Origin of the sequence: Candidatus Laterigemmans baculatus, assembly GCF_010367455.1 — a bacterium.
GTDB classification, from domain to species: Bacteria; Planctomycetota; Planctomycetia; order Pirellulales; family Pirellulaceae; genus Laterigemmans; species Laterigemmans baculatus.
In genome coordinates this window covers 182,683-208,579 of sequence record NZ_WRPR01000042.1, presented here as the reverse complement: position 1 = coordinate 208,579, position 25,897 = coordinate 182,683, and the positions used below count along the sequence as shown (strand labels likewise).

Annotated in this window: 23 protein-coding genes; 9 read left to right on the top strand and 14 right to left on the bottom strand. The window is 60.1% G+C overall.

Annotated elements, in window-relative coordinates:
• Positions 1 to 64: 64 nt before the first annotated feature.
• The 3 genes from GNK13_RS09550 to GNK13_RS09540 form a co-directional block, all read right to left on the bottom strand.
• Positions 65 to 1,558: a hypothetical protein gene (locus GNK13_RS09550; RefSeq protein WP_164102283.1), complete on the bottom strand. Its 1,494-nt coding sequence runs from the start codon at positions 1,556 to 1,558 to the stop codon at positions 65 to 67.
• A gap of 183 nt (positions 1,559 to 1,741) precedes the next feature.
• A complete protein-coding gene (locus GNK13_RS09545) occupies positions 1,742 to 2,221 on the bottom strand; it encodes a GNAT family N-acetyltransferase (protein ID WP_164102282.1) in 480 nt (159 codons plus the stop codon).
• Between the two features lie 552 nt (positions 2,222 to 2,773).
• Positions 2,774 to 6,928 (bottom strand): AAA family ATPase, encoded by a 4,155-nt coding sequence (locus tag GNK13_RS09540; RefSeq protein ID WP_164102281.1) that lies wholly within the window; start codon positions 6,926 to 6,928, stop codon positions 2,774 to 2,776.
• 295 nt (positions 6,929 to 7,223) lie between these two features.
• Between GNK13_RS09540 and GNK13_RS09535 the strand changes: the two genes are divergently transcribed.
• From GNK13_RS09535 to GNK13_RS09520, 4 genes are all read left to right on the top strand, one after another.
• Positions 7,224 to 8,150 carry a hypothetical protein gene (locus GNK13_RS09535; RefSeq protein WP_164102128.1) on the top strand — a complete coding sequence of 309 codons (927 nt, stop codon included), beginning with the start codon at positions 7,224 to 7,226 and terminating at the stop codon, positions 8,148 to 8,150.
• A 332-nt stretch (positions 8,151 to 8,482) separates the two neighbouring features.
• Complete coding sequence (locus tag GNK13_RS09530) at positions 8,483 to 9,766, top strand: dockerin type I domain-containing protein (RefSeq protein ID WP_164102280.1); 1,284 nt, start codon at positions 8,483 to 8,485, stop codon at positions 9,764 to 9,766.
• 411 nt (positions 9,767 to 10,177) lie between these two features.
• Positions 10,178 to 10,663 carry a hypothetical protein gene (locus tag GNK13_RS09525; RefSeq protein ID WP_164102279.1) on the top strand — a complete coding sequence of 162 codons (486 nt, stop codon included), beginning with the start codon at positions 10,178 to 10,180 and terminating at the stop codon, positions 10,661 to 10,663.
• A 64-nt stretch (positions 10,664 to 10,727) separates the two neighbouring features.
• Positions 10,728 to 11,309, top strand: a complete 582-nt coding sequence (locus GNK13_RS09520) for a hypothetical protein (RefSeq protein WP_164102278.1) — start codon at positions 10,728 to 10,730, stop codon at positions 11,307 to 11,309.
• Positions 11,310 to 11,497: 188 nt separating this feature from the next.
• Here the strand turns inward: GNK13_RS09520 and GNK13_RS09515 are convergent, their stop codons facing one another.
• Positions 11,498 to 12,805 (bottom strand): IS4 family transposase, encoded by a 1,308-nt coding sequence (locus GNK13_RS09515; RefSeq protein WP_164102277.1) that lies wholly within the window; start codon positions 12,803 to 12,805, stop codon positions 11,498 to 11,500.
• Between the two features lie 456 nt (positions 12,806 to 13,261).
• Between GNK13_RS09515 and GNK13_RS09510 the strand changes: the two genes are divergently transcribed.
• Both GNK13_RS09510 and GNK13_RS09505 read left to right on the top strand, forming a co-directional pair.
• The gene (locus tag GNK13_RS09510; RefSeq protein WP_164102276.1) at positions 13,262 to 14,743 is read left to right on the top strand and encodes a hypothetical protein; all 1,482 of its coding nucleotides are present in this window, start codon (positions 13,262 to 13,264) and stop codon (positions 14,741 to 14,743) included.
• A 121-nt stretch (positions 14,744 to 14,864) separates the two neighbouring features.
• Entirely contained in the window at positions 14,865 to 15,224 is a 360-nt protein-coding gene (locus GNK13_RS09505; protein WP_164102275.1) for a hypothetical protein, read from the top strand.
• A gap of 67 nt (positions 15,225 to 15,291) precedes the next feature.
• On the opposite strand, the gene GNK13_RS09500 is transcribed toward GNK13_RS09505, so the two are convergent.
• The 3 genes from GNK13_RS09500 to GNK13_RS09490 all read right to left on the bottom strand — a co-directional run bounded on the left by GNK13_RS09500 (position 15,292) and on the right by GNK13_RS09490 (position 18,187).
• Entirely contained in the window at positions 15,292 to 16,590 is a 1,299-nt protein-coding gene (locus GNK13_RS09500; protein ID WP_164102274.1) for an SUMF1/EgtB/PvdO family nonheme iron enzyme, read from the bottom strand.
• Positions 16,591 to 16,714: 124 nt separating this feature from the next.
• Entirely contained in the window at positions 16,715 to 17,104 is a 390-nt protein-coding gene (locus GNK13_RS09495) for a PTS sugar transporter subunit IIA (RefSeq protein WP_164102273.1), read from the bottom strand.
• 243 nt (positions 17,105 to 17,347) lie between these two features.
• Positions 17,348 to 18,187: a leucine-rich repeat domain-containing protein gene (locus GNK13_RS09490; protein ID WP_164102272.1), complete on the bottom strand. Its 840-nt coding sequence runs from the start codon at positions 18,185 to 18,187 to the stop codon at positions 17,348 to 17,350.
• A 739-nt stretch (positions 18,188 to 18,926) separates the two neighbouring features.
• Between GNK13_RS09490 and GNK13_RS09485 the strand changes: the two genes are divergently transcribed.
• From GNK13_RS09485 to GNK13_RS09475, 3 genes are all read left to right on the top strand, one after another.
• The gene (locus GNK13_RS09485) at positions 18,927 to 19,319 is read left to right on the top strand and encodes a hypothetical protein (protein ID WP_164102271.1); all 393 of its coding nucleotides are present in this window, start codon (positions 18,927 to 18,929) and stop codon (positions 19,317 to 19,319) included.
• 74 nt (positions 19,320 to 19,393) lie between these two features.
• Positions 19,394 to 19,768, top strand: coding sequence for a hypothetical protein (locus GNK13_RS09480; protein WP_164102270.1), 375 nt, complete (start codon positions 19,394 to 19,396; stop codon positions 19,766 to 19,768).
• Positions 19,769 to 19,803: 35 nt separating this feature from the next.
• Positions 19,804 to 20,211: a hypothetical protein gene (locus GNK13_RS09475; protein ID WP_164102269.1), complete on the top strand. Its 408-nt coding sequence runs from the start codon at positions 19,804 to 19,806 to the stop codon at positions 20,209 to 20,211.
• A 1,330-nt stretch (positions 20,212 to 21,541) separates the two neighbouring features.
• On the opposite strand, the gene GNK13_RS09470 is transcribed toward GNK13_RS09475, so the two are convergent.
• The 7 genes from GNK13_RS09470 to GNK13_RS09440 form a co-directional block, all read right to left on the bottom strand.
• Positions 21,542 to 21,970, bottom strand: coding sequence for a hypothetical protein (locus tag GNK13_RS09470; protein WP_164102268.1), 429 nt, complete (start codon positions 21,968 to 21,970; stop codon positions 21,542 to 21,544).
• A 122-nt stretch (positions 21,971 to 22,092) separates the two neighbouring features.
• On the bottom strand, positions 22,093 to 22,587 hold the full coding sequence (locus GNK13_RS22065; protein ID WP_164102267.1) for a DUF3592 domain-containing protein: 495 nt from the start codon (positions 22,585 to 22,587) through the stop codon (positions 22,093 to 22,095).
• Positions 22,588 to 22,812: 225 nt separating this feature from the next.
• The gene (locus GNK13_RS09460) at positions 22,813 to 23,424 is read right to left on the bottom strand and encodes a zinc-ribbon domain containing protein (RefSeq protein ID WP_164102266.1); all 612 of its coding nucleotides are present in this window, start codon (positions 23,422 to 23,424) and stop codon (positions 22,813 to 22,815) included.
• 103 nt (positions 23,425 to 23,527) lie between these two features.
• Entirely contained in the window at positions 23,528 to 24,064 is a 537-nt protein-coding gene (locus GNK13_RS09455) for a hypothetical protein (protein WP_164102265.1), read from the bottom strand.
• A gap of 31 nt (positions 24,065 to 24,095) precedes the next feature.
• Positions 24,096 to 24,551, bottom strand: a complete 456-nt coding sequence (locus tag GNK13_RS09450) for a hypothetical protein (RefSeq protein WP_164102264.1) — start codon at positions 24,549 to 24,551, stop codon at positions 24,096 to 24,098.
• Between the two features lie 239 nt (positions 24,552 to 24,790).
• A complete protein-coding gene (locus tag GNK13_RS09445; protein WP_164102263.1) occupies positions 24,791 to 25,234 on the bottom strand; it encodes a hypothetical protein in 444 nt (147 codons plus the stop codon).
• 293 nt (positions 25,235 to 25,527) lie between these two features.
• The gene (locus tag GNK13_RS09440) at positions 25,528 to 25,860 is read right to left on the bottom strand and encodes a hypothetical protein (RefSeq protein WP_164102262.1); all 333 of its coding nucleotides are present in this window, start codon (positions 25,858 to 25,860) and stop codon (positions 25,528 to 25,530) included.
• Positions 25,861 to 25,897 lie beyond the last annotated feature (37 nt).

Sequence of the window (25,897 nt, the reverse complement as noted above, 5' to 3'; positions counted from 1 at the left end):
CGCTAGCCTCGGGCCTCGCAACCCTGACGTTTCCGCTGCAGAACCCGCGGCTAGCGCCATCAGGTCAGGGGTTGCCGGCAAGTATCCCTTCCACCTTTCTGGCAATAGCCTCGCCAATGACTCGCTGCGGCAAACCGTGGACGAGAAGATGCGTTTTTCCGTTTCGTGTCCGGACTCTCACGCATTGATCCGCCAGCGAGAGCACTCCATGACGCTTCTGCACAACCTCGACCTGCTCAACGTCCGCAACTTCGATCTCTCTGAGCAACTCTACCCCCAGAATTCGGCGTCGGCGAACGATCGACCGCGGGGATACTTCTAATGTGAGCACGGTTAGCCATTCCACGATAATCGCACCTCCGAGAATCACCCCGGCCAGCGGAAACAGGAATCGGATGATCATAGGAACCTGAGGACTTGCAGCTATTCCCCAGCTCACAATCATCCATAGGATGCCTAGCAAGCCTTGTCCGATGAGCACCCTTCTGCTGTGCTCGGTGGTAAAACTCAACTCGAGCGAACGTGGACCATCACAGATGACTTGGCCGCTCGCCCGCCCGACCATCGACGCAAAGGTTTCATCAGAAACCCATTCACCCAACGCTTCGGCATCTAAAGCGAGTCGGCCCGCTCCGCCCTGAATTCGAAAAACAGGGACTTCAAAATCTGAATGGTAACGCGGCCAATGACCATCCGCATCGGCTTCCAGAACCCATGAAATGGAAGAACCAGAAGACCTAACCCCATCGGGAATGCTGAAGGCGACGGGAATTCGGGTGGATTCACGCTCTGCACCGGGCAATCGCTTATGAACGACTCGGCTCCCTTGCCACAGGAGATGATCGTAACGCTCGCCTTTACCGACTTCGAATCGACCCACCTTTGCTCTGGCGATTCGCGATTCGAGGCAGGTGAGTGTTAATCGAATTTCGGATTCACCTGCGATAGCTTGCGAAGTATTGATATAACCAACAAGAGAATTGCCGATTACAGCGGGGCAAGTCTTCAACACCAACCGGCTCGAGCCCCACCGTCGCGACTCGCAGACGGATCTGGCGAACATCACCACCAGGCCGATTCCGATCATACAGAATGGTGCGACCACCAGTGCGGCTAGAAATTCCGGCTTGGCCTGCTCGGCGAACACAAACGTATACAAGCCGAACCAGCTCATCGCGTTCCACAACAGCGCGAAGACGGCTAAACCCGCCGGCTTCTTCCACTGCGAGTAAGTGACCTCGCCCTTCGCCCAATCCTCTTGCCATCGCCACGGCTGCTTCGGCCACTGCTCCCGAGCACGTTCCTCTCGCTTCAGCTCCCGCGCAACCCAGACCGACAGCCAAGCCACCCCCGCCCCCACGGAACCGAACATCAAGACCGCGAAGATACCCAAGGCCAGCGACCTTGCCTTGCCCGGCTGCGGGAACAGCAACGAAGCCGCGACGACCAAAGCGATCGTCATAAAACCGCCGGCGAACACGAACATCGCAATCAGATCGGGGCGGCGCCAGAGCGGCTTCGCTCGGAGACTCTCTGTCTGCGGATCGGTCTGTTCCATGAAGCACTTTATCCCAGCGGGAATTCCAAAAACCTGCCAGAGAGCCCTGAGTCGACGGCGCTAGCCGCGGGTTTGTCACACTGCCGAATGGATGATGGTCGCGATTGCACGCCGCTCCTGCGAACTGCTATCTCACGGCACCAACCGGAATAGGCCCGAGGCTAGCGCCTACGGCTCAATGACTCAGGACGTTCTCTCGAGCCGCATTGCGAAATGGACTTGGCGGGCGACCTCTTCGAAGCCTACCGCGCGGTAGAGGTGGTTGCCGACTTCGTTGTGGGCGAGCGTTTCGATCCGTGCCACCGACAGCCCCAGTTGGCGGAAGTGGTCAACCGCGTGCTCGATCAACTTGCGGCCGATCCCCTCGCCGCGGCGGTTCGCATCGATCGCTAGATTGGGAATGAAACCGATCCCCGCCTCCGCGTCATGCCACGTCGTGATTCCGCCCACGACTTCGCCGTCGATCTCGGCCACGAAGATCCCACTCGGCTCGCGCTCCCAGTCCGCGCGGATCGCTTGCCCCTTGCGCCAACGCCAATCGTGGCCATGGAAGGCACCAAATGCCTCCTCGACACGCTGGTCGATCGAAACCCCTTCGAAGGCCGCGATCGTAATCTCTCGGAAGCGATCTAGATCGCGTGGCTCAGTGGGCCGAATCCGCACAACCATCTCTCCCAGTCTTGATCGTTTAACGGCAAGCCGCAGGCGACTGCTTTTCTAAAACACAGTCGCCTGCGGCTTGCCGTTAAACGACTTGGTAGCCAACTGCTGGGCACTGCTGACTTTATGGCAATTCAGCGTGAGAAAATGGCGCTGTCCAGCTAGCCTCGGGCCTCGCAGCCCCGGGATTTCCGCTGCAGCACCCGCGGCTAGCGCCGTCGGCTCACCCGCGGCTAGCGCCGTCGGCTCAGGGTTTTCTGACCGAGCCTAACTGTTGGCACCCGGGTTGCGTGAGTCGAAGGTCCAGTCAAACGGATGCAACCTTCGATTTTCCGCAAAGGAGAGAGACATGGGACGCCTACTCAAGATTTTCGCCGTTACGAAAATCCTTCGCTCGCTGTTTGGCCGCCGCCATGCAGCTCGCCGCTTCTAAGGCGGCAGCACGGTTCGGTTTTCACGATTCATCAGCCGCCACGTGCTGCCCTCCGGTGCCTCGAAACACTGCGGAAACCGGACGCTAGCGCGTGGCGGCTGATTGCACTGAGAACCGACCTCTCAGGCGGATCGCTCTGCTTCAGCGGGCAGCAGGATTCGGAACGTCGTGCCGCTGCCAATCTCGCTCTGCACGTCGATCAGCCCGTTGCTCTGTTTGACGATCCCGAATACGGTTGCTAGCCCCAGCCCCGTTCCCTTACCGATCTCTTTGGTCGTGAAAAAGGGTTCAAATAATCGTGAGACGACTTCCGGCGGCATGCCGCAACCCGAATCCGAGACGGTCATGACGACATAGGAACCAGGTTCGGCACCGAGCCGCGTCTCCTGCATCTCATCGCCAACCGTGAGGTTGCTGGTCTTGATCATGATCCGGCCGCCGCTCGGGAGTGCGTCGCGGGCGTTGATCGCCAGATTGATGATGACTTGTTCGATCTGCCCGGGGTCGACGGTTACCGGCCAGAGGTCGCGTCCGAGATCGCACCGAAATTCGACGTCTTCGCCGATCAGGCGAAGCAGGATTCGCTCCATGCGGGAGACGATGGTGTTTAGGTCCAGAACGCGGGGGCTGAGGATCTGCTTGCGACTGAATGCCAGCAGTTGCCGGGTCAGGTTGGCAGCCCGCTCGCCCGCGCCGTGGATGTCGTCGAGCAGTGGCCGTTTGGGATCATCGGCGGGAATCATCGACATCAGCAGTTCGCTGCCGCCATTGATGACCGTGAGCAGATTGTTGAAGTCATGCGCCACTCCGCCCGCCAAGCGACCGATCGCCTCGGTCTTCTGCGTCTGGAGCAAAGCTGCGCTGGCCTCTTCGGCCCGCTGACAGGCGGCGGTCTTCTCCTCGATCTCCCGGGCCAACTGCTCACGATGCCGCTGCAACTCGGCCTGGATCCGCTTCCGCTCGGCGACTTCTTCTCGCAGATTGACTGTGGCCTGCGTCAGCTCTTCGATCAGACTCGCCCGTTCGCGCTGCTCGTCCAAGCCGGGAGAGCAGGCGGCCGAGGCGGCGAGGGCCTGGAAATAGCCGCCGACGCGAGCGTCCAGCACGTCGGCCAGGGGATGCGCGGCAACGGCCGGGCCGGACACGACCGCACTGGTCCCGCGCGCGTGGAGGATCCCGCAGGCGAGTCGGCTGCGGAACTCCGCCTCGAGGGTGCGCAGCTTCCCGTGTGCTCCCCAGCGATGGTAGCAACCGTAGGCTGCCTGCCAGTAGACCTGGGCCATGTGGCAATCGCCGACTTCGTCGCACAGTGCGGCGGCTCGCTCGTGGGCCATCGCCTCCCACTGCGTAAAGCTGCCTGCCCGCGCCTCTTCGCTCGCCCGCTCGTACAGGCGCACCGCTTCGGTCGCTCGACCGTCGAGCCGCGCCACCTCGGCTTCGGCGAGCGACCATTTGTGGCGGTAGTTCGCTGGACATTGATTCGCCCAAACCCGCAACTGGCTGAGAAGCCGATCAATCTCCCGGCGGTTCTCCGCTTGCCGCCCGACGCCCCCCGATCGCTCGCCCCCCGATCTCTCGACCGCAGCCAGCAGGAGCAGCCGCGTGAAAACGTGCTCTGGCCAAGGGAGCAGCCCTTGCGTGCCGACCGCCTCGAGCAGCGTCGCCGCCTGGTCGCTCAGAGCGAGCGCCCGCTGGTACTCGCCGAGCACCAACAGCGACGATGCTTTGAGGACGCGGTAGATGCACGCGACCTGCAGGTTCTGATGTCGCTGCACGCGGTGCAAATAGTCCGACTCGGTCGTCCCCTCGAAGGAGCCGTCGCTGGATGCGGAACCCGCCAAGACCTGGAAGACCCGCAGCCCGCCTTCGAGCAGATCGATCGTCCATTCATTGGTGTGGGTGCGGCTGAACTCCAGCGATCGCTGCGACTCGTCGATCAGCTCCGGCAGCGGCACGCCTTGGAAGAAGCGGCAGTACATGTTGTGGCCGGTGGCGTAGGCGGCGTACTGCAGGTTCCCCGACCGGAGCCCGGTCTCCCACGCCTGGGCGTAGTCACCGCTGGCGGCCGAGAGATGCTCGAGCCAGTGCCGCAGCGAGCTGCCCATCATCAGCGAGAACACGCTGCGGTCGGAGGCGGACTGAAAGACCTCACCCATCAGCTGCTCGGCCAGCTCACCGAATTCCCGCGCGGTCGCATAGTCGTTGGCAACCCAAGCCAGCAATCCGCCGAAGCCGGTGTGGCTGTATCCGACCTGCGGGATGTGTCCATGCTGCAGCGTCAGGCCGACGATCTTGGGGACGATGACGCTCCACAGCCGCGGCTGCGAGCGGTAACAAGGAGGGCCGATCGTCGTGAGCACTCGCGCGGCGGTCAGCATCACCGGATCGGTCATCCGAGGCAGCTCGCGGAGCGCTGCGGCCGACCGGCCGCGGAGGCACTGGCGCACCCGCTCGATCTCAGCATCCCGAGCAGAGTCGAAGTCGGCCTCGGGGAGCACGATCCCCAGTGCTGCCAGAGCCCGCCGCCCGGCGTCGATCGCCTGCGGGTACTTGGCCAATAGCGTGTAGTGGACGATCAGCACGCACAGCGCGTCCGCCTCCTCCACCGGCGTGCGAGCGCGGGCCACCGCCTCGCGAATGCAGCGCTCGGCCGCGCCTCGCTCCCCTTCGAGAAACTCGCTCTCCGCCCACGCCTTGTACAACGCCAAGGCCTGTTCGTGATGCCCCCTCCAGAACGTTTCGGCCAGCTCCGCATCGGCTAGGCACTCACCCGCGATCCGGTAGAACTCGAGCGCCGCTTTGTAGGCAGTGGCGGCCCATGCCCGCTCCCCCGCGGCAACGTTCAGCTGCACCAGCCGCAGCCGATCCGCATCGTCGCCGATCAGCGTTCGCCCCGCGTTCCAATGATCCGCCACCTCCAGAATCCGCTCCTGGAGTTGTTCCGCCGGCAACTGGGAAACCAGCAGCCGACCGATCCGCAGCCGCACCGCGGGCAGCTCGGCGGGAACGAGCAGCGCATGGGCAGCCTGCTGCACCCGGTCGTGCTGAAAAACGAACCGACGAGACTCCTCGACTTCCTCGAGAACCCCCTCGTCCACCGCCGGAGCCAACCGCTTGCGGCACTCGGTCGACGACTGCTCGCTCACCAGCGATAGCGTTTCCAGGTCGAAGCGATTGCCGATGCACGCCCCGAGCGACAACAGCTCGCGGCACCCGAGCGGAAGCCGGTCGAGCCTGCGGACGAACAGCCGGACCACATCGTCAGCCCGCGCCGCATCCGCAACCGCCGCGGGGCTCCACCGCCACGTCTGCCCCGCCGCATCGAACCACACCTCGCCCTCGGAGTGGAGGTACTCGAGCAAAGTCTTGGCGAAAAACGGGTTCCCGCCGGAATGCGCATGAAAACGTTCGGCCAGCTCCTCCAAACCCTCCACCGCGGGAGGCAGCGCGGCGGCCAGCAGCGATTGGAGATGGTCCGCACCCAGGCCACGAACCTCCAATTTCTCCGTGGGCACCTCCTGCCGATGCAACTCCTCCACCGCGGCCGCCAGCGGGTGCGACGCGTCCACCTCCTCGTCCCGGTAGGAGGCAATCACCAGCAAATACCGCAAAGTTTTGTTCACCTGCAGCTGCCGGAGCACGGCCAGCGAGGCGGCATCGGCCCATTGCCAATCGTCGATGAACAGCACGACCGGGTGCTCGGCTTGGCAGAACACGCCGAGAAAACTGCGGAGCACGGCGGCGAAGCGATGGGGAGCTTCGCGGGGACTGATCCGAGCCACCGGCGGCTGAACCCCGAGCACCGCTTCGAGCTCCGGCGCGAGATCGGTCAGCAAGCGGCCGAAATCACCGACCGCCTCGAGGATCCATTCCTTCCACCGCTGTTGCTGCGAAGCGGGCACCGCGGCCAACTCCAACGCCAACTGCCGGATCGCTTGCCGGATCGCGAACAGGGGAATGTCGCGCTGGTACTGGTTGAACTTCCCTTCGATGAAGTAACCGTTCTCCTTCACAACGCTGCGACGCAGCGCGTGCACGAGCGAGGTTTTGCCCGCCCCGGAGTTACCGGAGACGAGCAGCACCAGCCCTTCGCCTCCTCCCACTCGGGCAAAGGCGGTGGAGAGCGCTTCCAGCTCCCGCTGGCGGCCGTGCAGCTGCGTCGCCGAAGCGGGCGGAATGGCCGCGGCGAGCGAAAGGGCTAAACCCTGCGGCGCGGCCGGCGGGAAAGGACCGTCGCTGCAACCGTCCGAGGGTGCGATGTCGGGAAGCGAATTCATCGAACACATTTCCACAACCTTCGTCCGCCGCATGCCCGGTCCTTGAGGGCGATCGGGCGCATCCGGCGAGACGCCCGCAGCCCACGTCCGTGCAGGACGTTTGAATCGCCTGCTCAGCCATGACCACTCCCGCTGCCACGGCTGTTTTCGCAACGATTCGCGGGCCGAACCGGTGGAACGTTGGTTGCGGGCCTAAAGCGCTGAGACGGGAGATAGCGTGCGGAGTGGATGTACGTGTTACGCACGCGCCCGAACAGCAACCAAATAGCAGCCGGAAACGGCGAGGAGGAAAGCGATGCGAGCGAGATGGATAGCGGCGGTGATCGCCAGCGTGGTGATGAGTGTGCCCACGGTCGCCACGGCTCAAGATCGGGACGGGCGGAGTGACGGCGATCGCCGTGTCCAGACGCGGGACGGTGACCGCGAGCGGCGAGACGAGAACCGTCGCCGCGATTACTCCGACTGGTGGTACGAAGACTACGGCGACGGCGACCGCCGCGGCGATCGCGACCGGGATCGGGATGATCGGGATGACCGCGATCGGGACCGGGATCGGGATGATCGCGGCCGCAACGACCGAGATCGAGGCGACCGCAGTGACCGGGACCGCAGTGACCGGGACCGCGACCGATGGGACGACCGAGGCCGCGACTTTGACGACTGGGGGGACGACGACCGGCGGCGGCGAGGCGACCGCCGCCGCGACGAAGTTCGAGACTGGTGGGACGACGACGACCGCTGGCGCGACGATCGCCGCCGGGGGAATCGCCGCGACTACGACGACTGGTGGGATGACGACCGCTGGCGTGATGACGACCGCTGGCGTGACGACGACCGCTGGAGGGACGACGACCGCTGGCGTGACGGGCGCCGTCGGGACAATGTCCGTGACTACGAAGACTGGTGGTACGAGGACTACGACAACCGCCGCCGCTGGAGGGACGACCGCCGCCGCGATCGCAGTTGGTATCGTGACGGCCGCCAGTGGCAGTGGGATTCGAGTCCGCGCTACCGCAGCTACCGCTACGACTGGGACGACGGCTGGAACCGCTATGACAACTGGAACCGGTACGACAACTGGAACCGGGGATGGAATCGCGGCAATCGTCGCGAAGGGGCCCGCATCGGTGGCAGCATCGGCGGCGTTCTCGGAGGCGAACGCGGCTCGCGAATCGGCTCGGAGATCGGTTCCGCGATTGGCCGAGCGATCGACGAAAACTGAGCTCGCGGGTAAGCCGGCCAAACAACTCGCGGCTCGACGAGCGGCGGTTGGCAGGGCCCCACTCGCCCCTGTCGGCCGCCGCGGTTTGAAAACCCACGGCGGGTTGTTGCCGATGGCCCGGAGTCGTTCGGCTACGTCCCCACGGCCGCGTTGCGAGTCTCCGCCGCAGTGGATTGCGGACTCGACTCCTTCGAGCCATCCTAGTGCTTCACTGGTACAACAGCTTCGACACCCGCTTCCGCATGCGGGCTCGCGTGCTGCGCCGCGGACCATGACGCTAGGACATGAGTGGGATGAGAATTTTCAGAAGTGGGCGACGAACTGCACGAACGGTGAAACGTGCTCCCGAGCGGAACGTCCATCGCCACCTGCGGCTCGAGGCACTCGAATCGCGGCAATTGTTGGCAGCGGTGGTGATGAGCGATCTCGAACAGCTAGCCATCGAGTTGATCAATCGAGCACGCATGGACCCGGTGGCCGAAGCCGAGCGACACGGGATCGACTTGAACGAGGGGATCCCCAGAAACCAACAGATCTCCGCGGCCCCCAAACAGCCGCTTGCGCCGCATCAAGCCCTGGTCGATGCGGCCATCGCGCACTCCCAGGACATGCTCGACCGCGATTACTTTGAGCATGTGAATCCCGATGGCGATCAGCCGGGGGATCGCATGGCGGAGGCGGGCTACTCCTATAGACAGGCGGGAGAGAACATCTCCCTTTGGTCGATCTGGCCTGGATTTGACGTCGACAACGAGTATGTCGTCTCCGATCACCGGGATGGTCTCTTTCTTAGCCCCGGGCACCGCCTGAACACCCTGAATGGCAGTTTCAAGGAGATCGGTGTCGGCGTCAGGCACGGACTCTTTACCGAGCATGGGGAGGACTGGAGCGCGAGCCTGTTAACGGAAAATTATGGATCCCGCTCCGGAAACTCTTTCATCACGGGAGTCGCCTATAGCGACCAAGAGGTGGAAGACGAATTCTATTCGGTCGGAGAGGGATGGGGCGACGTGACGATCAGTGCGGTGGAGCAATCCAGCGGGAGGTCGTATTCCACGCAGACCGGCCCATCCGGCGGCTACTCGCTGCAGGTTCCCAACGGCGTCTATACGGTTTTGGTTGGCGAGGAGCTATTGCGACAGCCCATCGAGATCAGGAACGTCCAAGTCAACGGGGAGAATCGCAAAGTGGACGTCGTGTTCACCGAAGCGGAGATCTACACTCCGGAACCGTCGCAGTGGCATAACTTCGCTCAACCGCTGGACGTCAACGCCGATGGCCGGATCACACCTCTGGATGCCTTAGTCGTGATCAACCATCTCAATCGCACCGGCGGAGGCCGTTTGCCAGCGACGGCTGCGGGAAATCAGCCGCCTCCCTACCTGGATGTCCGCGGGACCGGCAGCGTCGGCCCGCTCGACGTGCTGGTGATCGTGAACCACCTCAACCGCAACCCGCCGGGCGACGGCGAAGCGCCCGCTGCCGCCACGGACGAACCCACCGAGAAATTCGCTGGAATCGCCCCACCGGCGGACTACTGGAGCGGAATCCAAACTTGGAGCGAGGAACTCAAGAAACGCAACGCGGCCCGGGAATTGGTGGAGGCGACCGCGTGACCGACAACGAGTCGTGACCGAGCGGAGCTACGCGTACCTGCCCGCTGTCGCCGCCAGAGCCGGCTTCGACTCCCACGCCGGAATCATGCCCTCCGACGTACGCTGGTACGCGATCGGGCGCGGCTGGAAGACTCTCCCGTCACGGAATCAATTCTCATCCGCGGTCTCCGCGTGATCCGCGGCCCTTTACCGTCCGCGTCACCCATTCGTCCCAACGCTTCCTTCGTGCTCTCCGTGCTCTCCGTGGTTCCTCCGCCGCACGGCGATCGGTGGAAGCAAGCACGGGCAACGACAGGCGGACTCCCCGCCCGATTCGCGGTGCTCGACCCCAAGCCCTAAAATGGAGCACGGTCCGAGTCGACGCCTCAAGTGAATCAGCGTCGCCATAGAAGCCAACCAGCGCATACGACGATGAAACGAAAGGCTATGAGCACGGTAAATACCTATGCCTTGTCTCCGGACCGAAGCCGACGAAACGTCGAAGGCTTTCTAGATCACTTCATGCGTGAGCGAACACCGTGTGCCGATGAATTCGAGTACCCGCAGTACTCAGACGCGCCAGACGCGGTATATCCGGATACGGACTCGCTACTCGAGCGACTCGAACGAGAGAAGCACGCGAGCTATTCCGTGTACTGGAACCCACGTCAACTGAGCAGCAGAGATGACATTGCCCAAGCGATGGTTTTCTACACAAGCAGCAGCGAACTAATCATGGGGTTGGAGGTCCCTGAAAGATTTGCCCGGAAGGTGCTGATGGACTTTTGCGATATTTTTGATGCCCGCTGGGCCTACATCACAGGAGACGAGTGCCCTCCAGGCTCGGGAGCCGATTTCCAGCGGATTGTTCGCGACGCTGACCTACCACACATAGCCGAAGGGGTACTGGTAGATTAGCCGCATTCCTGCCAGTTCCATTCCCGCCCTCCGAAGATCCCAGACTGCTGCCTGCGAGTACCGCATGATTCGCACGACGATCCGTTGGCTGCTGCTGCTCAGCTTCCTCGTTGCTTGGCCGATCGCGGTGACGATGTACGTTATGCCGGCCCTCAGCCGGCTGCAGAACCCTTGGGCAACTGCCTCGGCCGCGGAACTGCAAATGCTGATGGGAGTTCGGCGATACACTTTGGAAATACCGCAATCCAAGGACGGCTGGATGCTCGAGCTGACGGGCTTCGTCGATGGCAAAAAGGCGGGCGGGGGTGGCTCGACCGTGCAGGGTGGTTCCACGGTCGTTCTGTTACTTGAACGCACCGCCGATGCTCGCCTCGACTACTGCTGGTACGCAGACACCCAGGTCATGCACGGCTCACTTCCGAATCCCTTTCTCGATGCGGGGGTGACGACCGAGCGGGGGCAGGGTCCAGCCGAGCCGGGAGACTGGTTGATCCGCGGCGGCCGTCACCGAGTCTCTGGCGACGGCCCCGCCGATTTCGAACTCCGCGTGACTCTCTCACCTCCAAAGAAGGAAGCGTTAGCCACAACGGGTCCGCCCTCGCAAGTCGTCCGGAGCGAAGCCACTAACGGGATGCTGAGCAAATAAGAGGACGCACCCAATACTGTTCGGCACGCTCGCTGCTGAACGGGGTTGAGTGGTGGGGCCGGCGCTGAATTTGAATCGGACGAGCGGCTTGAGTGCCGAAAGCATCGGAGGGTGCCGCGTCAATTACGTCGATTTCTTGGTGACCGCGCAGCAGCAAACGACCCACGCACCATCGGCGCGCGCGATCTCTAGGCGGTCTGTGGTTTTAGTTTTTCGATATGCCGCTCCAACTCTTCGAGACTCGCCCATCCGGCCATATAAAAGCAGATCATTTCGAAGGTCCGCTTCGTCGGACTCCGGCCGGTGTGGATAAGGATCAGCAGGCAAGCGATAATTGCCATATATGCCTGGATCGCCACGCCATTTTGTTTGGTGCTCAGCAGATGGCGGCAGCCGAGAAGTTGTTTGAACATCCTGAAGAATAGTTCAATTAACCATCTCAATCGGTAGAGTTCCGCGATCAGCTCGGCGGGGATATCAAGCATGTCGGTCGCGATCCGCAGCTTGCCATCGCAGTCGGGCCCCGTGCTCGAACCTTTCTTTCGCGACTTGCCACGACTGGTATGTGCCGGGGCGGATACGATAACCAGACGAGTTATGTGATCGGGGCGTGAGTCTTTCTTGCTCGACTTGCCGAACTCGACGATCTCATCGCTCAGCACGCCCGCCGCTCGATCCGAATCGCTCAGCTCACGCTGCTCGACCACCTCATAAGCGGAATTGTCCCGTACCCGGCAGACATAGCTGCTCTGTGCCTGGTGAATTGCGTTCCAGAGGGTGAACTTCGCATAACCGCGATCGATCACATAGCAGCGATCCGGCTCGACCGTTCGCGCGAGCACGGCGCGCTCATCGGCTTCACCTTTTGGTTTTGAGCCGGTGACGTCAATTCGGCTCACCGTGCCACGGAAAACTTCGAACTGCGTGTGCAGCCGGTATCCGCAATTGGTCTTCTGCCCGGATTTTGGCAGCCACGCCAGGCGGGCCACGCGGACCACCGTATCGACCACCGAGCCATCCACGGCGGTAATCGTCTTCCCGATCTCGTCAAAGCGTCCCTGTTTGGGCTGGGGAAACTGCTCGGAGAGTTCCGCTGCGATCTCTTTGAGCGGTTCGGGATCGAAGAGCGAGACCGATTCGGAGAGGGAGCCCAGAGAGGCTCGCCCCACGCCGAAACGCTTGCGCACTTTGTCCAGCTCGCTCGCTTGCTGGAGGCCGCGGAGGGATGTCAGGATGGGGCTGTAGAGCCAAAGTAGGATCAGGACACAGTACTGATCCATATGCAATTCGCGATTGCCCGCGACGTCGCGCTTCGTTCCAACCTCGTGGAGTCGGTTGAGTAGTGGGCGCAGCGATTTAAAGTATTTCAGCCCCTGAAGATCCGCGGCTTTGATCTTGAGTTTTTCATCGCTGGCGGGTTGATGCTCTGGCCCGGGCGTGCGCGCAGCAGCGGCCGGCGGTCGCTTCAGTCGATCGTCACGCTTCGCTTTAGCCACTGCTCGCTCCGCACTCGGTCAAATCGGCAGCACTTGACTGCCGACCCGCCGAGTGCGCAATTCTCGTGCCGAACAGTATTGGGACGCACCCTGAATAGGAATCGAGCCGAGCTGTAGTTTCTTGCAACTTTCTGTCATCAATCCCCTTTCATCTGCGTTCTCCGTGTGATCCGCGGTCCAGCACCGGATCAAGCCTAGCCGTGCAAGCCTTCGTGAGCCCGGAAGAGGTGCGGGCCCGAAACGAAAAAACCCCGCAAAACGCTGGGCTTTGCGGGGTTTTTGGGAGTGGGCGATACAGAACTCGAATCTGTGACCTCCACGATGTCAACGTAAAATTGCACCGAGAAATAAGGACTTACGTCCATTTTTACACACATTCGCCCCCCTAGAGAGCCGTTTTGTGTGTAAATTGTGTGTGTAAAAATCCCACACACAACAAGCCCCAGAGCCTCCACGATGCCGAAGCGAACCGAAGCAAGCTGGATCGCCAGCCGGAAGCAATGGAGCAAGCGATACCGGCACCCCACCGGCAAGTCCGATGTCCTTCAAGTATCGACCAAGCAGCTAGCCCGAGGATGGGCGAAGAACTGGCATGGGCTGGAGCTATCACTGGAGCCGCAAGAGATCAGCAGCCACACCAAGGACGGGAGCACCGCTGCCGCCAACCGATGGGCGGAGTACGTGCAAGCGGCGATTGACGGCGAAGCTGGCAAAGGCAAAAGCCAGGTGGACCGGCTGAGAGAGCGGATCGCCGAACTGGAGCGGGAAGTTGAAGTGATGGGAGATCCAGAGACGGCGGACCAGAACCGAGCCGAGATCGCCGACGCGAACTACGAAATCCGAATGAGGCAATACGCCGACCAGCAGGGGCAGGACTTCGACCAGATCCGAGACAAGCGGCTGGAAGCGGCAAAGGTGCTGGCTGGCAACATCGGCGAAGACCTGACGATTCAACGGCGGTTGCTGCTTCAAGACATCGACCGAGAGCCAGAGCCGGAGGAAAAGCTACTGACCCGCTGGCGGGACCAGTGGCTGGCACTGAAACGAGCAGACAAACGGATCAGCATTGGGCGGCTGGATAACATCCTGCGGGATGTCAACGCATTCTGCGACCACATGGGGTCGGCAGCCACGGTGGACCAGATCACCGAAGCGACTTGGGAGCGGTGGTATCTGAGGGTGATGGAGGGAGGAAGCACCTACACACAGCGGGATCGGCTGTCGACGACCCGAAGTTTCCTGCAATACCTTTATGAGCAACGCCAAATCGACCTCCCTCGCAACATCCGAAGCTTGAAGGCAACCGTACACACCGGAAAAATTGAGCATTACACACAGGAGGAACTGCAGGACATCCTCCACAACGCACCCGGAATACTGCAATGCTTCACCTATCTGATGGCAAACTGCGGATTCTACCAGTCCGACATTGCAACACTGACACCGGAGATGCTGCGGGAGGGCTACATTACCCGCCAACGGAGCAAAAAAGCGAAGGGCAAACGCATCCCAACCGTATCATGGAAGCTATGGGACAAGACAGCCCAACTGGTGGAACAGTACCGCACCGACGAAAACGGGTTAGTCTTCACCCGCGAGGATGGCAAACCGTGGAAGCTGGAGCACCAGAGACCCGACGGGAAGATCAGCAAACACGATGCGATCCGAGACCTATGGACTCCCTTTGCGAAGGAACGCAAGGTCCGACTGCAAATGAAACACATCAGGAAGACGTCAGCAAACCTACTGATGGCAGATAACGGCGACAGATCGAACCAGATCAGCCTACAGATCAAATTCCTTGGACAGACGCCGAGCGGGACAGCGGCAAAACATTACATTGACCCACCACAAGAGGAGCTAGACAAGGCCTTACAAAGACTAGGATCTCTTCTGCACGACACCGAGTCTCCGAAAGGGCGTCACGAAACAAAATGAGAGTCCCAACCGCTACGGCATCGCGAATTTCTAAGATTGACCCCGGACAGCGAGACCACCAGCCGCTGATCAGCCCCTTTCGACGGAGAGCCGACACATCTTCATTCCATTCAAGTCCGCGTTGAATGAGCTTCTACAAAATGCACGGTCGCTCGTGCTGAAGATCGCGATTTCCGCTGGGGTCACTGCGTTTGTCGTGATCGCGGGGATGCTGGAATTCGCGGTGCAGAACGGCGGCATAGCAGCCGTTCCTGTGACGGCGTTCGCTGCCGCGTTTCTCATCGCGGTGCTGGTGGGGTGCGTGCTCGGGCTGATGCTGGAGCTAAAAGATGTGGTGGAGCGTCGATGTGCTGCCGGTCACCCGGTGAATCCAATTCTCCGAATGTACTTCGGCTCTCAGATCCGCTCCCTTCTGCTCTGGTTCGTCACAATAATCGTGCTGGTGATTTTCGCTCCGGCTTTGGCGGTTCCATTTCTCTAAGCTGAGCCGCCAGCTTCCGCATTGGCTAAACCAGCAACGATGACTGGCGATAGGCGATTTACAGGGATCAAGAACAGTCCGCAGCAGAGCTGATACAGCGGAATCCCAGGCAGCGGCCACGAGCACTTGGAGGGCGGCCCCGGCGATATGAGCTGCGGCAGAGTTCAGCAGGGCCGATCCAACTGCCGCCCCGTTCGCTCCGGACCTGAGTGGCAAGTCGATTCAGTGGATTCGCTCGGTTGGCTTCTGGTTTCGAGTAAAACCCCTTGTCATACCAGTCGCGACACCACTGCCAGACGTTGCCCGCCATGTGCTGGAGCCCGAACGGTGACATCCCGAGCTGCTCATTAACGTCGGCCATCGGAAGCGTATCAGCGTTGTATGTTTCTGATTTGCGATGCAGGCCATACCGCATATGCTGTTGGGTGGGCGGCTCGTCGCCCCATGGAAACGGCTGAGAGCGAACGCCCCGTGCGGCATATTCCCACTGAGCTTCAGTGGGCAGAAAACAGTGAAACTCGTCGCCCGAGGAATCTCGATAGTCCTTCCAGTCCTGTCCATTCGCCCACAGGGAATATGCATTGGCACCGAACCAGGACACGAGAATCATCGGCCATTTCTCGGTCCTCAGTACGGGCCGCCACTCTGTGGCTTTGCGAGCGATGAGGAGATGCTCGATGCGGTGATCCTGCGGATCGACGACAAACCAATCCGCCACCACCTCGGGTGGGACCTCGCCGATGGAGTTCAGGAAACGGCAGTAGGCAGTAGTCGACACCGGCTCGGCATCCATAAGAAAGGCGTCCAGGTGGACGGCGTGCTGTGGCTGTTCGTCGGGGAGGCCATCAGGCGATTCGCAACCGATCTCGACGAAAGCTGAAGGGATCAGAATGCACCGCATTCCATCAGAACGCCTGCGGTACTGATCAAAGGGTCCCTCGGCCTCCATCGGCTCGAAAAGCCGACGTTCAGTGGCCGCCAGACCTTCCCACTGCCCGTCAAGCTGGCTGAACGGCATCGAGATGGTCACCGGAGGCTTCGTTTTCGGTTGCCGCCATCGCTTTCGCTCAGGGGTACCGCTTCCCTGCTGGAGATAGATCAATTCGGCGAGGTCCGAAATTCTAAACGGCTGGCGAGTGAATACTGCCTTGTAGATCGAATTGGGAGGATCGTTTGGCAGCGTAACTGCGAATTCATCTTCCAGTTCCATCAGCAGTTCAACCATGCTGAGACTGTCGCACTGCAAGTCTTCGATCAGTCGATCGTTTGGAGAGATTTTGGGGCGGGAAATACCCAGTTGCTCAGAGGCAACGTCGCAAACTCGCTGCTCCACCTCAGGAAGCCGTAACCGGTTCTCCATCGTCATTCACCTCTTCTCCCTGGTTCATGTGCGATTGCTGTATTAACGTTTTGTGCCTACCAGCCTGCCCGAGACATTTTCTGAACAAACGCACGGCCCCTTTTAACTGCGGAGAGCTGAGTCGCAGCCACTACGGTAACGGTTGGCCAAGGAGCCACGTCGAGGTCCGCTCCAACGCCCGCATGTGAGCGTCGAACTGGTCAGCCGGAGACAGGAGCAGGATCAGTAGATGCACGGGCTCTCCGTCCAGGCTGTCAAAGTCGATGCCGTGGCTGGAGCGAGCAATACATCCAACGACACGTTTCAGGTCAGGATGCTTTGCGTGGGGCACGGCAAATCCTCGGCCAATACCGGTTGTCCCCACCTGCTCTCTCTTCAGCACCAGTTCTGCAGCATCTTCGCCCACCTCGGCGGGGATGGCCCCGACCTCCACCAGTGAATCGACCATCCGGCTGATGGCCTCTTCCTTCGTGCATTGGCTAAAATCCGCCGAACATGCCTCGGGCACGAGAAAATCCAACTCATCGATCCAGCGAGAATCGAACCAGAGGAGGCAACCGCAACGCGGGCAAGGGGCATCGCCGGGCGGTAGCGAGGGATCAATCGTTACGGCTTCGCCGCAAATGGGGCAGCGATTCGGCCAGCCTTCAGGTGTTCGGGATGCGGGGGTCATACGGCCTCATCCGTTCGTGATCTCAGTGTGCCCGTCCACCACGCTCTGCTTTTTCGTGCACACCCGCAAATGGCACTTGTCATCGACGCCTCACGGTTGCGGACGCCAGGTGCGTGACAAGGTCACGATTTCGCATTTGGGGAGGCGATGAAATAGCCAACTTGCGTCCTCAACATCGGTCTTTCGCAAATCTAGTCTCCGAAGATTCCGCATGTGGCTCAAGTGCCGCAGGCCCTCTTCGGTAACCCGCGAGTTATAAAGGTTAAGTTCCTCCAGATCCGTCAAGCCGCGAAGATGTACGAGGCCTTCATTGCTGATGCCAGTTCTTTCGACACCGCCGAGCGTTAGCTCTCGAAGCTGTGCCATTCCGCCGACGTGCCGAAGAGAGTCGTCTGAAAACTGCCCGGACAGCCGCAGCACACTCAAGCGAGGTAAGCGTGATAGTGCCTCGACGGATTTATCTGTAAGGCGGGTGTAGTTCAGTTCAAGATATTCAAGATCGCGAAGCTGCGACAGCGACGCGACACCCTCGTCAGTCACCTCAGCGGCACGACCGAGGTGCAGTTTTTGAAGTTGGCTCAGGCTTCGGATCACGCTCAAGTCATCATCATTTACCGGAGTCCGGTCGAGCTTCAAAACCTGAAGGCGAGGCAAGCTCCTCAGGTGCTGTAGCATATCGCGGGAAATGAAAAACTGCCCGTCCGGGCTGTCCCCCCAAGTGCTATAGGTACTGAGCTGACCGACGGAGTGGAAGTGGTCGTGGCCCAGGGTGGAGAGCAACCAATCCGGGACGGGCGAATTCACTTCGGTCTCATATAGACCAGCTTCCCAGTACGGCGGATTGCTCGCGACACCGTAGTTGTAGAGGACTGTGGCCCCGTACTGACTGAGTGCCTCGATCGCCTCTCGCTGCCGCTTCACGCTCTGCATGTGCAGTCCGAACCAGACTGCGAAGACGGTGACGGCAAATAGTCCACCGCGAAGGCTGGACCTGGTCAGCCTCAGTCGCTTTTGTCGGCTTGCGTTCACGGGGCGGCTATCCAATGGGCAGGAACAAACTGCCCCTGCAGTTTAGCAGGCGTTTCTGCCCCATGCCCGGACCGCGTTTGCAGAACCACCATAGGCTGGGCATGAAGAGGAAGGACGGCGGCTAAGCATCATGAGAATCCGTCCTCGTCGTCATCATCTACCCAGAGGCAGAGGCCAAGGTAGAGCACACCGACAATTGCGAGTCCCGCAACTCTAGCCGTTTCAGCGGCGGCTTCCTTCACTTTTCCGACCGTGCCTTGGGGCGGGGGAGCCACGAGAGGTTGATTTGGCGGAGTCAGCCCGCTGAACCCACCTCGCTGAAGCCCGGATCGGCAGCCCACTTGCCCCGTAAGTGTGCAGGCCGAGAGGACGGCGACGAGCATCCAGCGATAAATTACGCGGCTTTTTATCATTCCGGACGCCTTCTGTTGAGGAACCCTCGCCTCACTACCCCGCCCCCTCCTGTGGCGTCAAGGCGTATTTGTCGATGCCGGAGCACCATCACCAACACAAATCCCGCATAATCGTGTTTGGAGCCTTCCGGTGGAATGCGTCAACGGCTCATCCTGTCCTGAGATGACGGTGGCTCTGCCTCCGCTGATGGCTCCCCCAGACCGATTTTGATCTCCGGGAAGTCCACATGCCCAATCCATATTTGCCACCTGAAGCGGCCACTGGCACCGATCCTCCTCCTACGATCGAGGACCATGGCGTCGGCAGCCGGTTTCGATTCGCCATCATTCCCGCTACTCTCAGCTTCCTTCTCGCAGGGCTGCTGGCGGTGGGCATCGTCTCCTGGGTAATCCAGGCGATCGAAGTCAGCGAGACTGAGCGAACTACACCATTACGATTCGCGATAGTAGCCGTGCTGATGACGGCCACCTTGGCTGTCGGATCTATGGCCAATTTGCTTGCGGGACGGAAGTGGCTCCGCAGGCAATTTTTGACCGCGTTGTCTCTGAACTTCGGATCTTGGTTCGTTCTGTACTTGACGATTCAGATTCTGGAGCGAGTGATCAATCCTCCCCTGTGAGGTCCATTCGCGTACTGCATTGCATTTGATCCTCGGCCTGGAAGTCTTCTTCCTCTGACCTGGATCGCGGCTTGATGGCAATCCGACGACGGACAGCGGCGATCACCGCGTGCGGTCTGGCGGTAGCGGCGGCTTTGACTCTCTCGGGCTGGTGGTTTCGTGGGCAGCCGCTGGATCCTGTAGCCTGGAGAGACGACACTCTGGTCGGAACCGGTATTCGGCTGGAAATGGCGGATCACCTGGTCGTTCGCGGTACACTCACTGGTCTGTCACGGGCCGAAGTCGTCGAACTCCTGGGCGAACCGCCGCCGACCGAGTACTTTCGGGACTGGGACCTGGTTTACTGGCTCGGCCCCGAACGCGGGTTCATCAGTATCGACTCTGAGTGGCTAGTGATTCGGTTTGACGAAAGCGATCGAGTGGCTGAATACGAGATCGTCCGCGATTGAGGACGTGAAGCCCCCGAAATTCCGTGGTATCCAGAATGCCCTCGCTTCTCCATAGATGCAAAACCAAAGCAACGATCGCGGAAGGCGATCAGATGCGATATGGCCCGAACTGGCTGCTTTCTCGCCGCGGCACGCTGAAGGTATTCGATGACCATTTGGAGTGCGGTGACTGGCGTGTCGAATATGAGCATATTCGCGAAGCTATTTTGTACTCCGTTCGCTCAAACTTCATTTTTCCCGGCTATGTGCTGAAGGTCGAGACTGCCGAAGAACAATATCACTTCGGATTGAATTCTGGAGAGTTTTGGAAATGCGAACTGCCTTTTCCAGTCCGTCGAGAGAAAGGCCGACTCGGCTACTCGCTTTTTAGCCTCACCGTCCGCACCGTCGTAGCTGGGTATTTGCTGTATCTTGCGTGGCTTTGGATCAGCACGTGGCGATGACTATCGCGTGCGGTGGTGTCGATCTACAGCCGTTTCTTGCCGGAGTCCCGTTGTGTCCAATCCGTATACACCACCTAAAACAGATCGAGCAGGGAAAGCCAGACCGCAGTTTTCCTTCGCGGTCGTGCTCTTCACCGTTGTCCTCCTCGCCATCGCCCTTGGGTGCGTGAGGGCGTTTGGAGTGATTGGCTGGATGTATGCGTTCTATGCATGCGTCTTTGCCTGGTGGGCTGCCTCTGTTTCGGGCAGCTCTTACTTGCATCCGATTTCCACTCGGCGATGGACGGCAGTCGAGACTGCCACTGTCGTTGCCATTTGCCTGGTTCTATATGGGCTGACAATTCCGGCAGTCCAGTACGAGGGCAGGTCGCGGCCCCCACTGCCAATACCGACCCGCTCCTCCGTCGACCGCTCCTCCGTCGACCGCTCCTCCGTCAACCGCTCCTCCGTCCAACGCTCCTGCGACGGGGGATTCGGATGGTTCGGAAGAGGATCGATGAGCCTGTGAGGCCGTCGCACGCCATATACCTACCGCCCTGTTTGCCCAGGCAACGAGTCAGACAGGCCGAAGGAACACAATTGGCTGAAAGGACGGATGCCAATGATCAACGCCAGGTGAATGCCCCCACGCTCAACCCATACGAAACCCCGGCCACGCCTGCACCGGAACCGACTCCGGGAACCTCGCTGCTCAGGCCCGCCCGCCCAGAAATCGCTACGGCACTCTGGTTCGTAGGCCTATTTGCGGTCCACATAGGGCTTGTTAGCATCCCAGCACATCTGCTTGGCGAATCATCGCTGGATTTCTCCCCGTTCCTTTGGCTGACCTTCGCGACCGGTTTGTACTTTCGCCTGGGGCCGGTTCGCCGATTCACTTTGCTCGTTGGGATTTTTGCGATCGCGACGGCCACTGGCGGTGCATTGGCCGTGCTGCTGTCCCTCGCCATGGATTCTGCGGATTCAGAAGCTGGCTCATCCTTCCGGTCTCAACTGCTGTCCTGCCTTGCTCTCTTCGCTGCATCCGCCTACCCAGTAATCGTGCTTTGGCCGGGGCACGTCCGAGACCGGTTTCGGGACCGGCTCCCCGCACGAACTCCTCGCTAGGGAGCAAGGAATGCCGACTGTGAAGGGGGTATTCTCAAATTTTCATGCGACCGCGACCAAACATACGCTGTTGGTCGCGACATGAAAAACATCGGGCAGTAGTGAATCAACGCCACGACGCCTGAAAAAAGCAACGTCGTCCCAACGAGCATCACCTTTCCGTTCCTGGTGTCGGCGGGAACCAGGAGTACTCCCTTTGTCATGCCTGGTGCTGAATCCGCTGAAGTCAATCAATTTTGCGATGTTTCCTCAGTGTATCGATTAGGCTTTGGACCAAGTCGTCAATTCTGAAACAGGGGCGATCCGGTTCAATTGCGGTAAACGTTTCGGGAGTCTGATCTACGACTTCGTCTGGATCGGCGGCGAAATCAAAGCTCACATGCTCGGCCACCCAGTCGAAATCCGCTTTTGGCCGCACCGCACGCAGATGGTCCCATGACCTGGGCCATCGCCCGTCGTATTGTTCTACGTATGCCACGGTCGCTTGCTGGGCATGGAAGAATGCTTGAAAATTCTCCTCCGCCACGAGCGACCTATTGACAGCACGAACTACAACGACGATGGCAATCGCCATACCGACCAGAAGCGTTGCGGCAGCAATGTAAACCAACCGTCGAGCAATCGAGGACATGCGTCCGCTTTTGTTTTCAACCATCCGAATGCCGCAGATCGGCGGTGGTTAATTTCCGCTGTGCCAAGTTCCGCCCGCTCTGGTGCATGGTATCGCCCTGCCCTCTGGTGACGAGCAACACCGGTGCGTAGGGGCCCCGGCCAAAGTCATGGCACATCCTCAGGCCGCGTAGCTGACATCGGTATCAACTGATGTCTAATCTCGTTATACGCGACAACGGACGTAACCAACGCCCCACCCAGGAATACAGATGCGAAGGCCAAACTAACGACAAAGCGACTGAGGGAAAACGTGTTATCGAGCACGCTCACGGAGGGATCGTCCGGGTCCACGAAGCACGACAGAGGCGTTCTATTTTCCTTTAAACGCTTCAGGTCGCCGTCCCGGTACTTGCTCCACGAAAAGTGGCCCCGCGTGTCCGAACTGAAGGCCTTCCCTTCAAACTCGTATGTATAGGTCGCGACGATATAGGGACGCTTTCCGCCTTCACGCCGCAAGGACACGATTCGTGCTGGGGCGGAAACCGCGTTCCTGAGCCTGGCGAACAGCACGCACGATTCCGCAAACTGCCAAGAAGCCCAGGCTGCAGCACCCACGAAGGCAACAGCTATTACGCAGGTCAGAAGGTAGCCTGGCGGCATGGGGAAGGCGACAGGACTGCTGCGGCGGACGGGCAGCTGCCCATCACCTTTCCGTCTCCGGCTGCGTTGCCCGCCGCTCCGTGCTCTACTCTTCATTCCGTATTCTCGCGATGGACGCAACCGATCGCTGAACTCAGCTCTGACAGAAGCCTTTGCAGACGGACTGGGACGAAAGTGCCGCTGAAGACTCGGTTCAGCGGGGCAAACGCGGCAGAAGTGGTCACATCATGTCTCCTGAACGTCATGTCCGCTCCGTCCGGCTTCAATTAGTGGCAACCGGTCGCGTAGATCCCGAATCCGCCGGGCGACCGCGTCACCTTGATTCTGAGGGAACTTGTTCAGAAGCATCCGAACGCGTTCGGTATGGCGTCCATGGAAGACACCACCCTCCACAAGATCCAAGCAGCACTCGGCCATTTCGAGATTCTCTTCTGCCGAACGTTCCTCGCGGCGAAAAAGCTCTTCGTACCGCTGGCGTCTTCGGTCCAGCCCCTGCTGTAGCCTGCGGCATTCAACGCAACGAATGCAGTCTGCGTCCAAAACGAAGCCAAGGGATTCGTACCAGTACTTCTGCTCCTCGGCAAAGAAGATAAACGGGCGATGGCATTCGACGCAAACACGCGTCAGGTCGAAATAGTAAAGCACAGGGACGGGAGAAGGTATTTGCCGGTCAAGATCGGCCTCGACAGCGGTACCTCCGATGGTGCCGTCGGAGATGTAGGTCGTCAGCCGGTAGCCGAGCGGTTTCTCTCGTGGGCGAACGTCGGTAAACCGAGGGCCACGACCGTAACGCGGGTGGTTCACGAATTTGGAATAGTCACCCACTTTTCGCTTCATGGAGAATGCCCCGGGTCGGTGAATGTCAGCGTTGTGCGGACCATGGCCGATTATCCAGCTCTCATGTCTCATGCGAAAGGTCCCCTGTTGCCGGTCCGGCGTTCTATTTCACGTTGGTTGAGGCGGACTGATCTGGCGGCACCCTCCGGAAGTATTCTCGCACGTGATGGTCTGCGATTGACGAGTGACCGAGGTAAACCCAGTAGATGTCCGGACCTTCGAAGTTCATCAGCGTGATTGAATCGTCCAAGAACGGCTCGTCCGACTCTGTAATGAGAGCGATCTGCGAACCCGTTCTGCCGAGAAGCTTCAGCTTTGCCTCGAAGGTCCAGCCCTCTGCCAAACGACTCTCCCCCTCGATCTCGAAGTGGCTCTCCGGCATCGTGAACACCGCCCTGCCGCCGTCGTAGCGGACCGTCATCTTGCCCATCAATTGCTGTAGCCCACGAACCAGCTTTTCACTCAGCTTGCACTCCGCGTCTATGTGCTTTTTTGTTAGCTGCCAGTCCGACTTCCACGTTCCTTCCAGCTTTGGTTCCTGAGCAGACGCGGATGTCATGAGAACAGAAAGGGTCAGGAGAATGGCTGGAATTACAAACCGTAGGCGAAGCATTGAAGAAATTTCCCGGTTGACGGTCATCTAAAACAACTGAGACCAGCGTCCAGAACGGCTACGGTTCGGTGGCTGCAGACGTGGGGAGACGGCTAATCGCAATCGGGACGCCCTGCTTTTGGGGCAGCGGACGAACTGGGCCAGTATAGGCGAAGGTGAGGTACTCATCTTTCAGGAAAAAGATGTAAATGTAGATGAGCATAATCCTCAGCCCGCGAAGGTTACTGCCGACTTCGAAACAATGAGTCTCTCCAGCACCGGCGGTGCAGCTCAACGTTGGACTGCCGCACCAATCGACTTTCGCGACCACTTCATGCGTGCCGGACGGCACTGGGATTTCCACGCACTGTCCAGCGTTCACCCGTGCCATCTCGTGCCCGTCCACGAAGATTCGATACGCCCGGAGTCGATCAGGGTAGCTTGTTGACCGGGATACGCGGATGACGGCATGGTTGTCGCTGTCGAGTGTGCCCTTTGTGGGGCAGAGGGGAGCGTACGGATTCGCGTCGATCATTCGGATGCTCGCGACCAGCAGGGCGGGAATCTGATTTCCCCGGTTGATACCGGCTTCCTGTCGTCGGTGGGGCCAGCGGCACGGGGCATAGCAGGATTTGGTCCTGTTCGGCAGGCTGGTACGTCCAATGCGTGACTCGATTGTCCACGCTTGGTGGCCGTGAGGCAAGCTTTCCGTTGCTCCCGCGGAAAGTGCCAGCCAGCCCGTTCCAGAAGAACTCTCTTGTCGCTCTCAGTGTCTCACCAGTTTTCGGTGGTCCTTGCCTGTATCTGCCGTTGCCGAGCGTCCCGCACGATCGGTTCGCGAGGCAGCAGAGCAAAAAGCGTCGACAAGTCAATGTCATTCGCAATGCCGTACACCACGGTCCGCTCAACGTTTCCGAGGCGGTATCGCATCTTCAAGCGGATCCGATTTTGAGAGTGAACTGTCAGATAAGCAAAGCGAACGTGTTCGGGTTTGACCTTTGGCCCGGCACTCGCGTGTATGCGTTGCAAAGATTGGTTGCGAACGATAATGGTCGGTGGGAACACGGCCAGGATCGCCAGGTACATCCATAGATAGAGAAACACGCCCGGAACAGCGAGCAACATGGGCCAAAGACTGGCGATGTCCAGTGATGGAAAAGCGAGCTTGAATGCGGCAACGAGAGCAGCACCCGCCAGAGTTGACACGGAGCCGATCATGAGAAGCGAACGCGAATTAAGAATCTTACGAAATTCCCTCCAAAGACGCGGCAAGTAAGCCCATCGTGGTTCCTTCCACTTCAGTTTCAAGCTGTGCGGACGGTCTCCCGCTGCTGTGTGTGTCATGGCCCGACATCCAGAGGAGACTGGCACAGGGTCGGCTGAGTCTGCCACTCTCGGTAGAGGACGCCGGTACGCTCAAGTTCGCCCGGATTGTCCCAAGTCCACCCGCGAGAGGCAAGCTGCATCGAAGACAACAACCGCGGCGAACGGTTCGACCCAGCGGTGGCTCATTACCTCCGATCCCGCGATAGTAGAGCTGCTGCGTTTACGAGGAAAACGAGAACCGCCAGCCAGCCGATGCAGGCGAACACAAACGCAACGTCTCGCTGACCTCCCTTGGCGTTGATAAACCATCCAAAGGACGCAAGCGGAATTGCGACCGCGGACAGAGCAAAAATCGTGTTTATGCGACCGCGAATCCAAAGCGAGACGAGCGTTCCGGCAAGCAGCCCCAGCATCGCTAGCCCGCCTCCAGCAATGGCGACCGCGAAGAGCCGGTCCTCCGGGTGTCGAGGCGGATAGAGCAGTACCAGCCCGAAGCCGACAGCACCACCGAGCGTCATGAGAGCGACCGGAAGCAAACGCGATAGCTGACCTTGA

Excerpts from the sequence above, each read along its gene's own strand:
- GNK13_RS09550 (WP_164102283.1), bottom strand. The coding sequence starts at position 1,558 with ATGGAACAGACCGATCCGCAGACAGAGAGTCTCCGAGCGAAGCCGCTC.
- GNK13_RS09540 (WP_164102281.1), bottom strand. The coding sequence starts at position 6,928 with ATGAATTCGCTTCCCGACATCGCACCCTCGGACGGTTGCAGCGACGGT.
- GNK13_RS09535 (WP_164102128.1), top strand. The coding sequence starts at position 7,224 with ATGCGAGCGAGATGGATAGCGGCGGTGATCGCCAGCGTGGTGATGAGT.
- GNK13_RS09525 (WP_164102279.1), top strand. The coding sequence starts at position 10,178 with ATGAAACGAAAGGCTATGAGCACGGTAAATACCTATGCCTTGTCTCCG.
- GNK13_RS09520 (WP_164102278.1), top strand. The coding sequence starts at position 10,728 with ATGATTCGCACGACGATCCGTTGGCTGCTGCTGCTCAGCTTCCTCGTT.
- GNK13_RS09510 (WP_164102276.1), top strand. The coding sequence starts at position 13,262 with ATGCCGAAGCGAACCGAAGCAAGCTGGATCGCCAGCCGGAAGCAATGG.
- GNK13_RS09500 (WP_164102274.1), bottom strand. The coding sequence starts at position 16,590 with ATGACGATGGAGAACCGGTTACGGCTTCCTGAGGTGGAGCAGCGAGTT.
- GNK13_RS09490 (WP_164102272.1), bottom strand. The coding sequence starts at position 18,187 with ATGCAGAGCGTGAAGCGGCAGCGAGAGGCGATCGAGGCACTCAGTCAG.
- GNK13_RS09485 (WP_164102271.1), top strand. The coding sequence starts at position 18,927 with ATGCCCAATCCATATTTGCCACCTGAAGCGGCCACTGGCACCGATCCT.
- GNK13_RS09480 (WP_164102270.1), top strand. The coding sequence starts at position 19,394 with ATGGCAATCCGACGACGGACAGCGGCGATCACCGCGTGCGGTCTGGCG.
- GNK13_RS09475 (WP_164102269.1), top strand. The coding sequence starts at position 19,804 with ATGCCCTCGCTTCTCCATAGATGCAAAACCAAAGCAACGATCGCGGAA.
- GNK13_RS09470 (WP_164102268.1), bottom strand. The coding sequence starts at position 21,970 with ATGGTTGAAAACAAAAGCGGACGCATGTCCTCGATTGCTCGACGGTTG.
- GNK13_RS22065 (WP_164102267.1), bottom strand. The coding sequence starts at position 22,587 with ATGCCGCCAGGCTACCTTCTGACCTGCGTAATAGCTGTTGCCTTCGTG.
- GNK13_RS09460 (WP_164102266.1), bottom strand. The coding sequence starts at position 23,424 with ATGAAGCGAAAAGTGGGTGACTATTCCAAATTCGTGAACCACCCGCGT.
- GNK13_RS09455 (WP_164102265.1), bottom strand. The coding sequence starts at position 24,064 with ATGACCGTCAACCGGGAAATTTCTTCAATGCTTCGCCTACGGTTTGTA.
- GNK13_RS09450 (WP_164102264.1), bottom strand. The coding sequence starts at position 24,551 with ATGATCGACGCGAATCCGTACGCTCCCCTCTGCCCCACAAAGGGCACA.
- GNK13_RS09445 (WP_164102263.1), bottom strand. The coding sequence starts at position 25,234 with ATGATCGGCTCCGTGTCAACTCTGGCGGGTGCTGCTCTCGTTGCCGCA.
- GNK13_RS09440 (WP_164102262.1), bottom strand. The coding sequence starts at position 25,860 with ATGACGCTCGGTGGTGCTGTCGGCTTCGGGCTGGTACTGCTCTATCCG.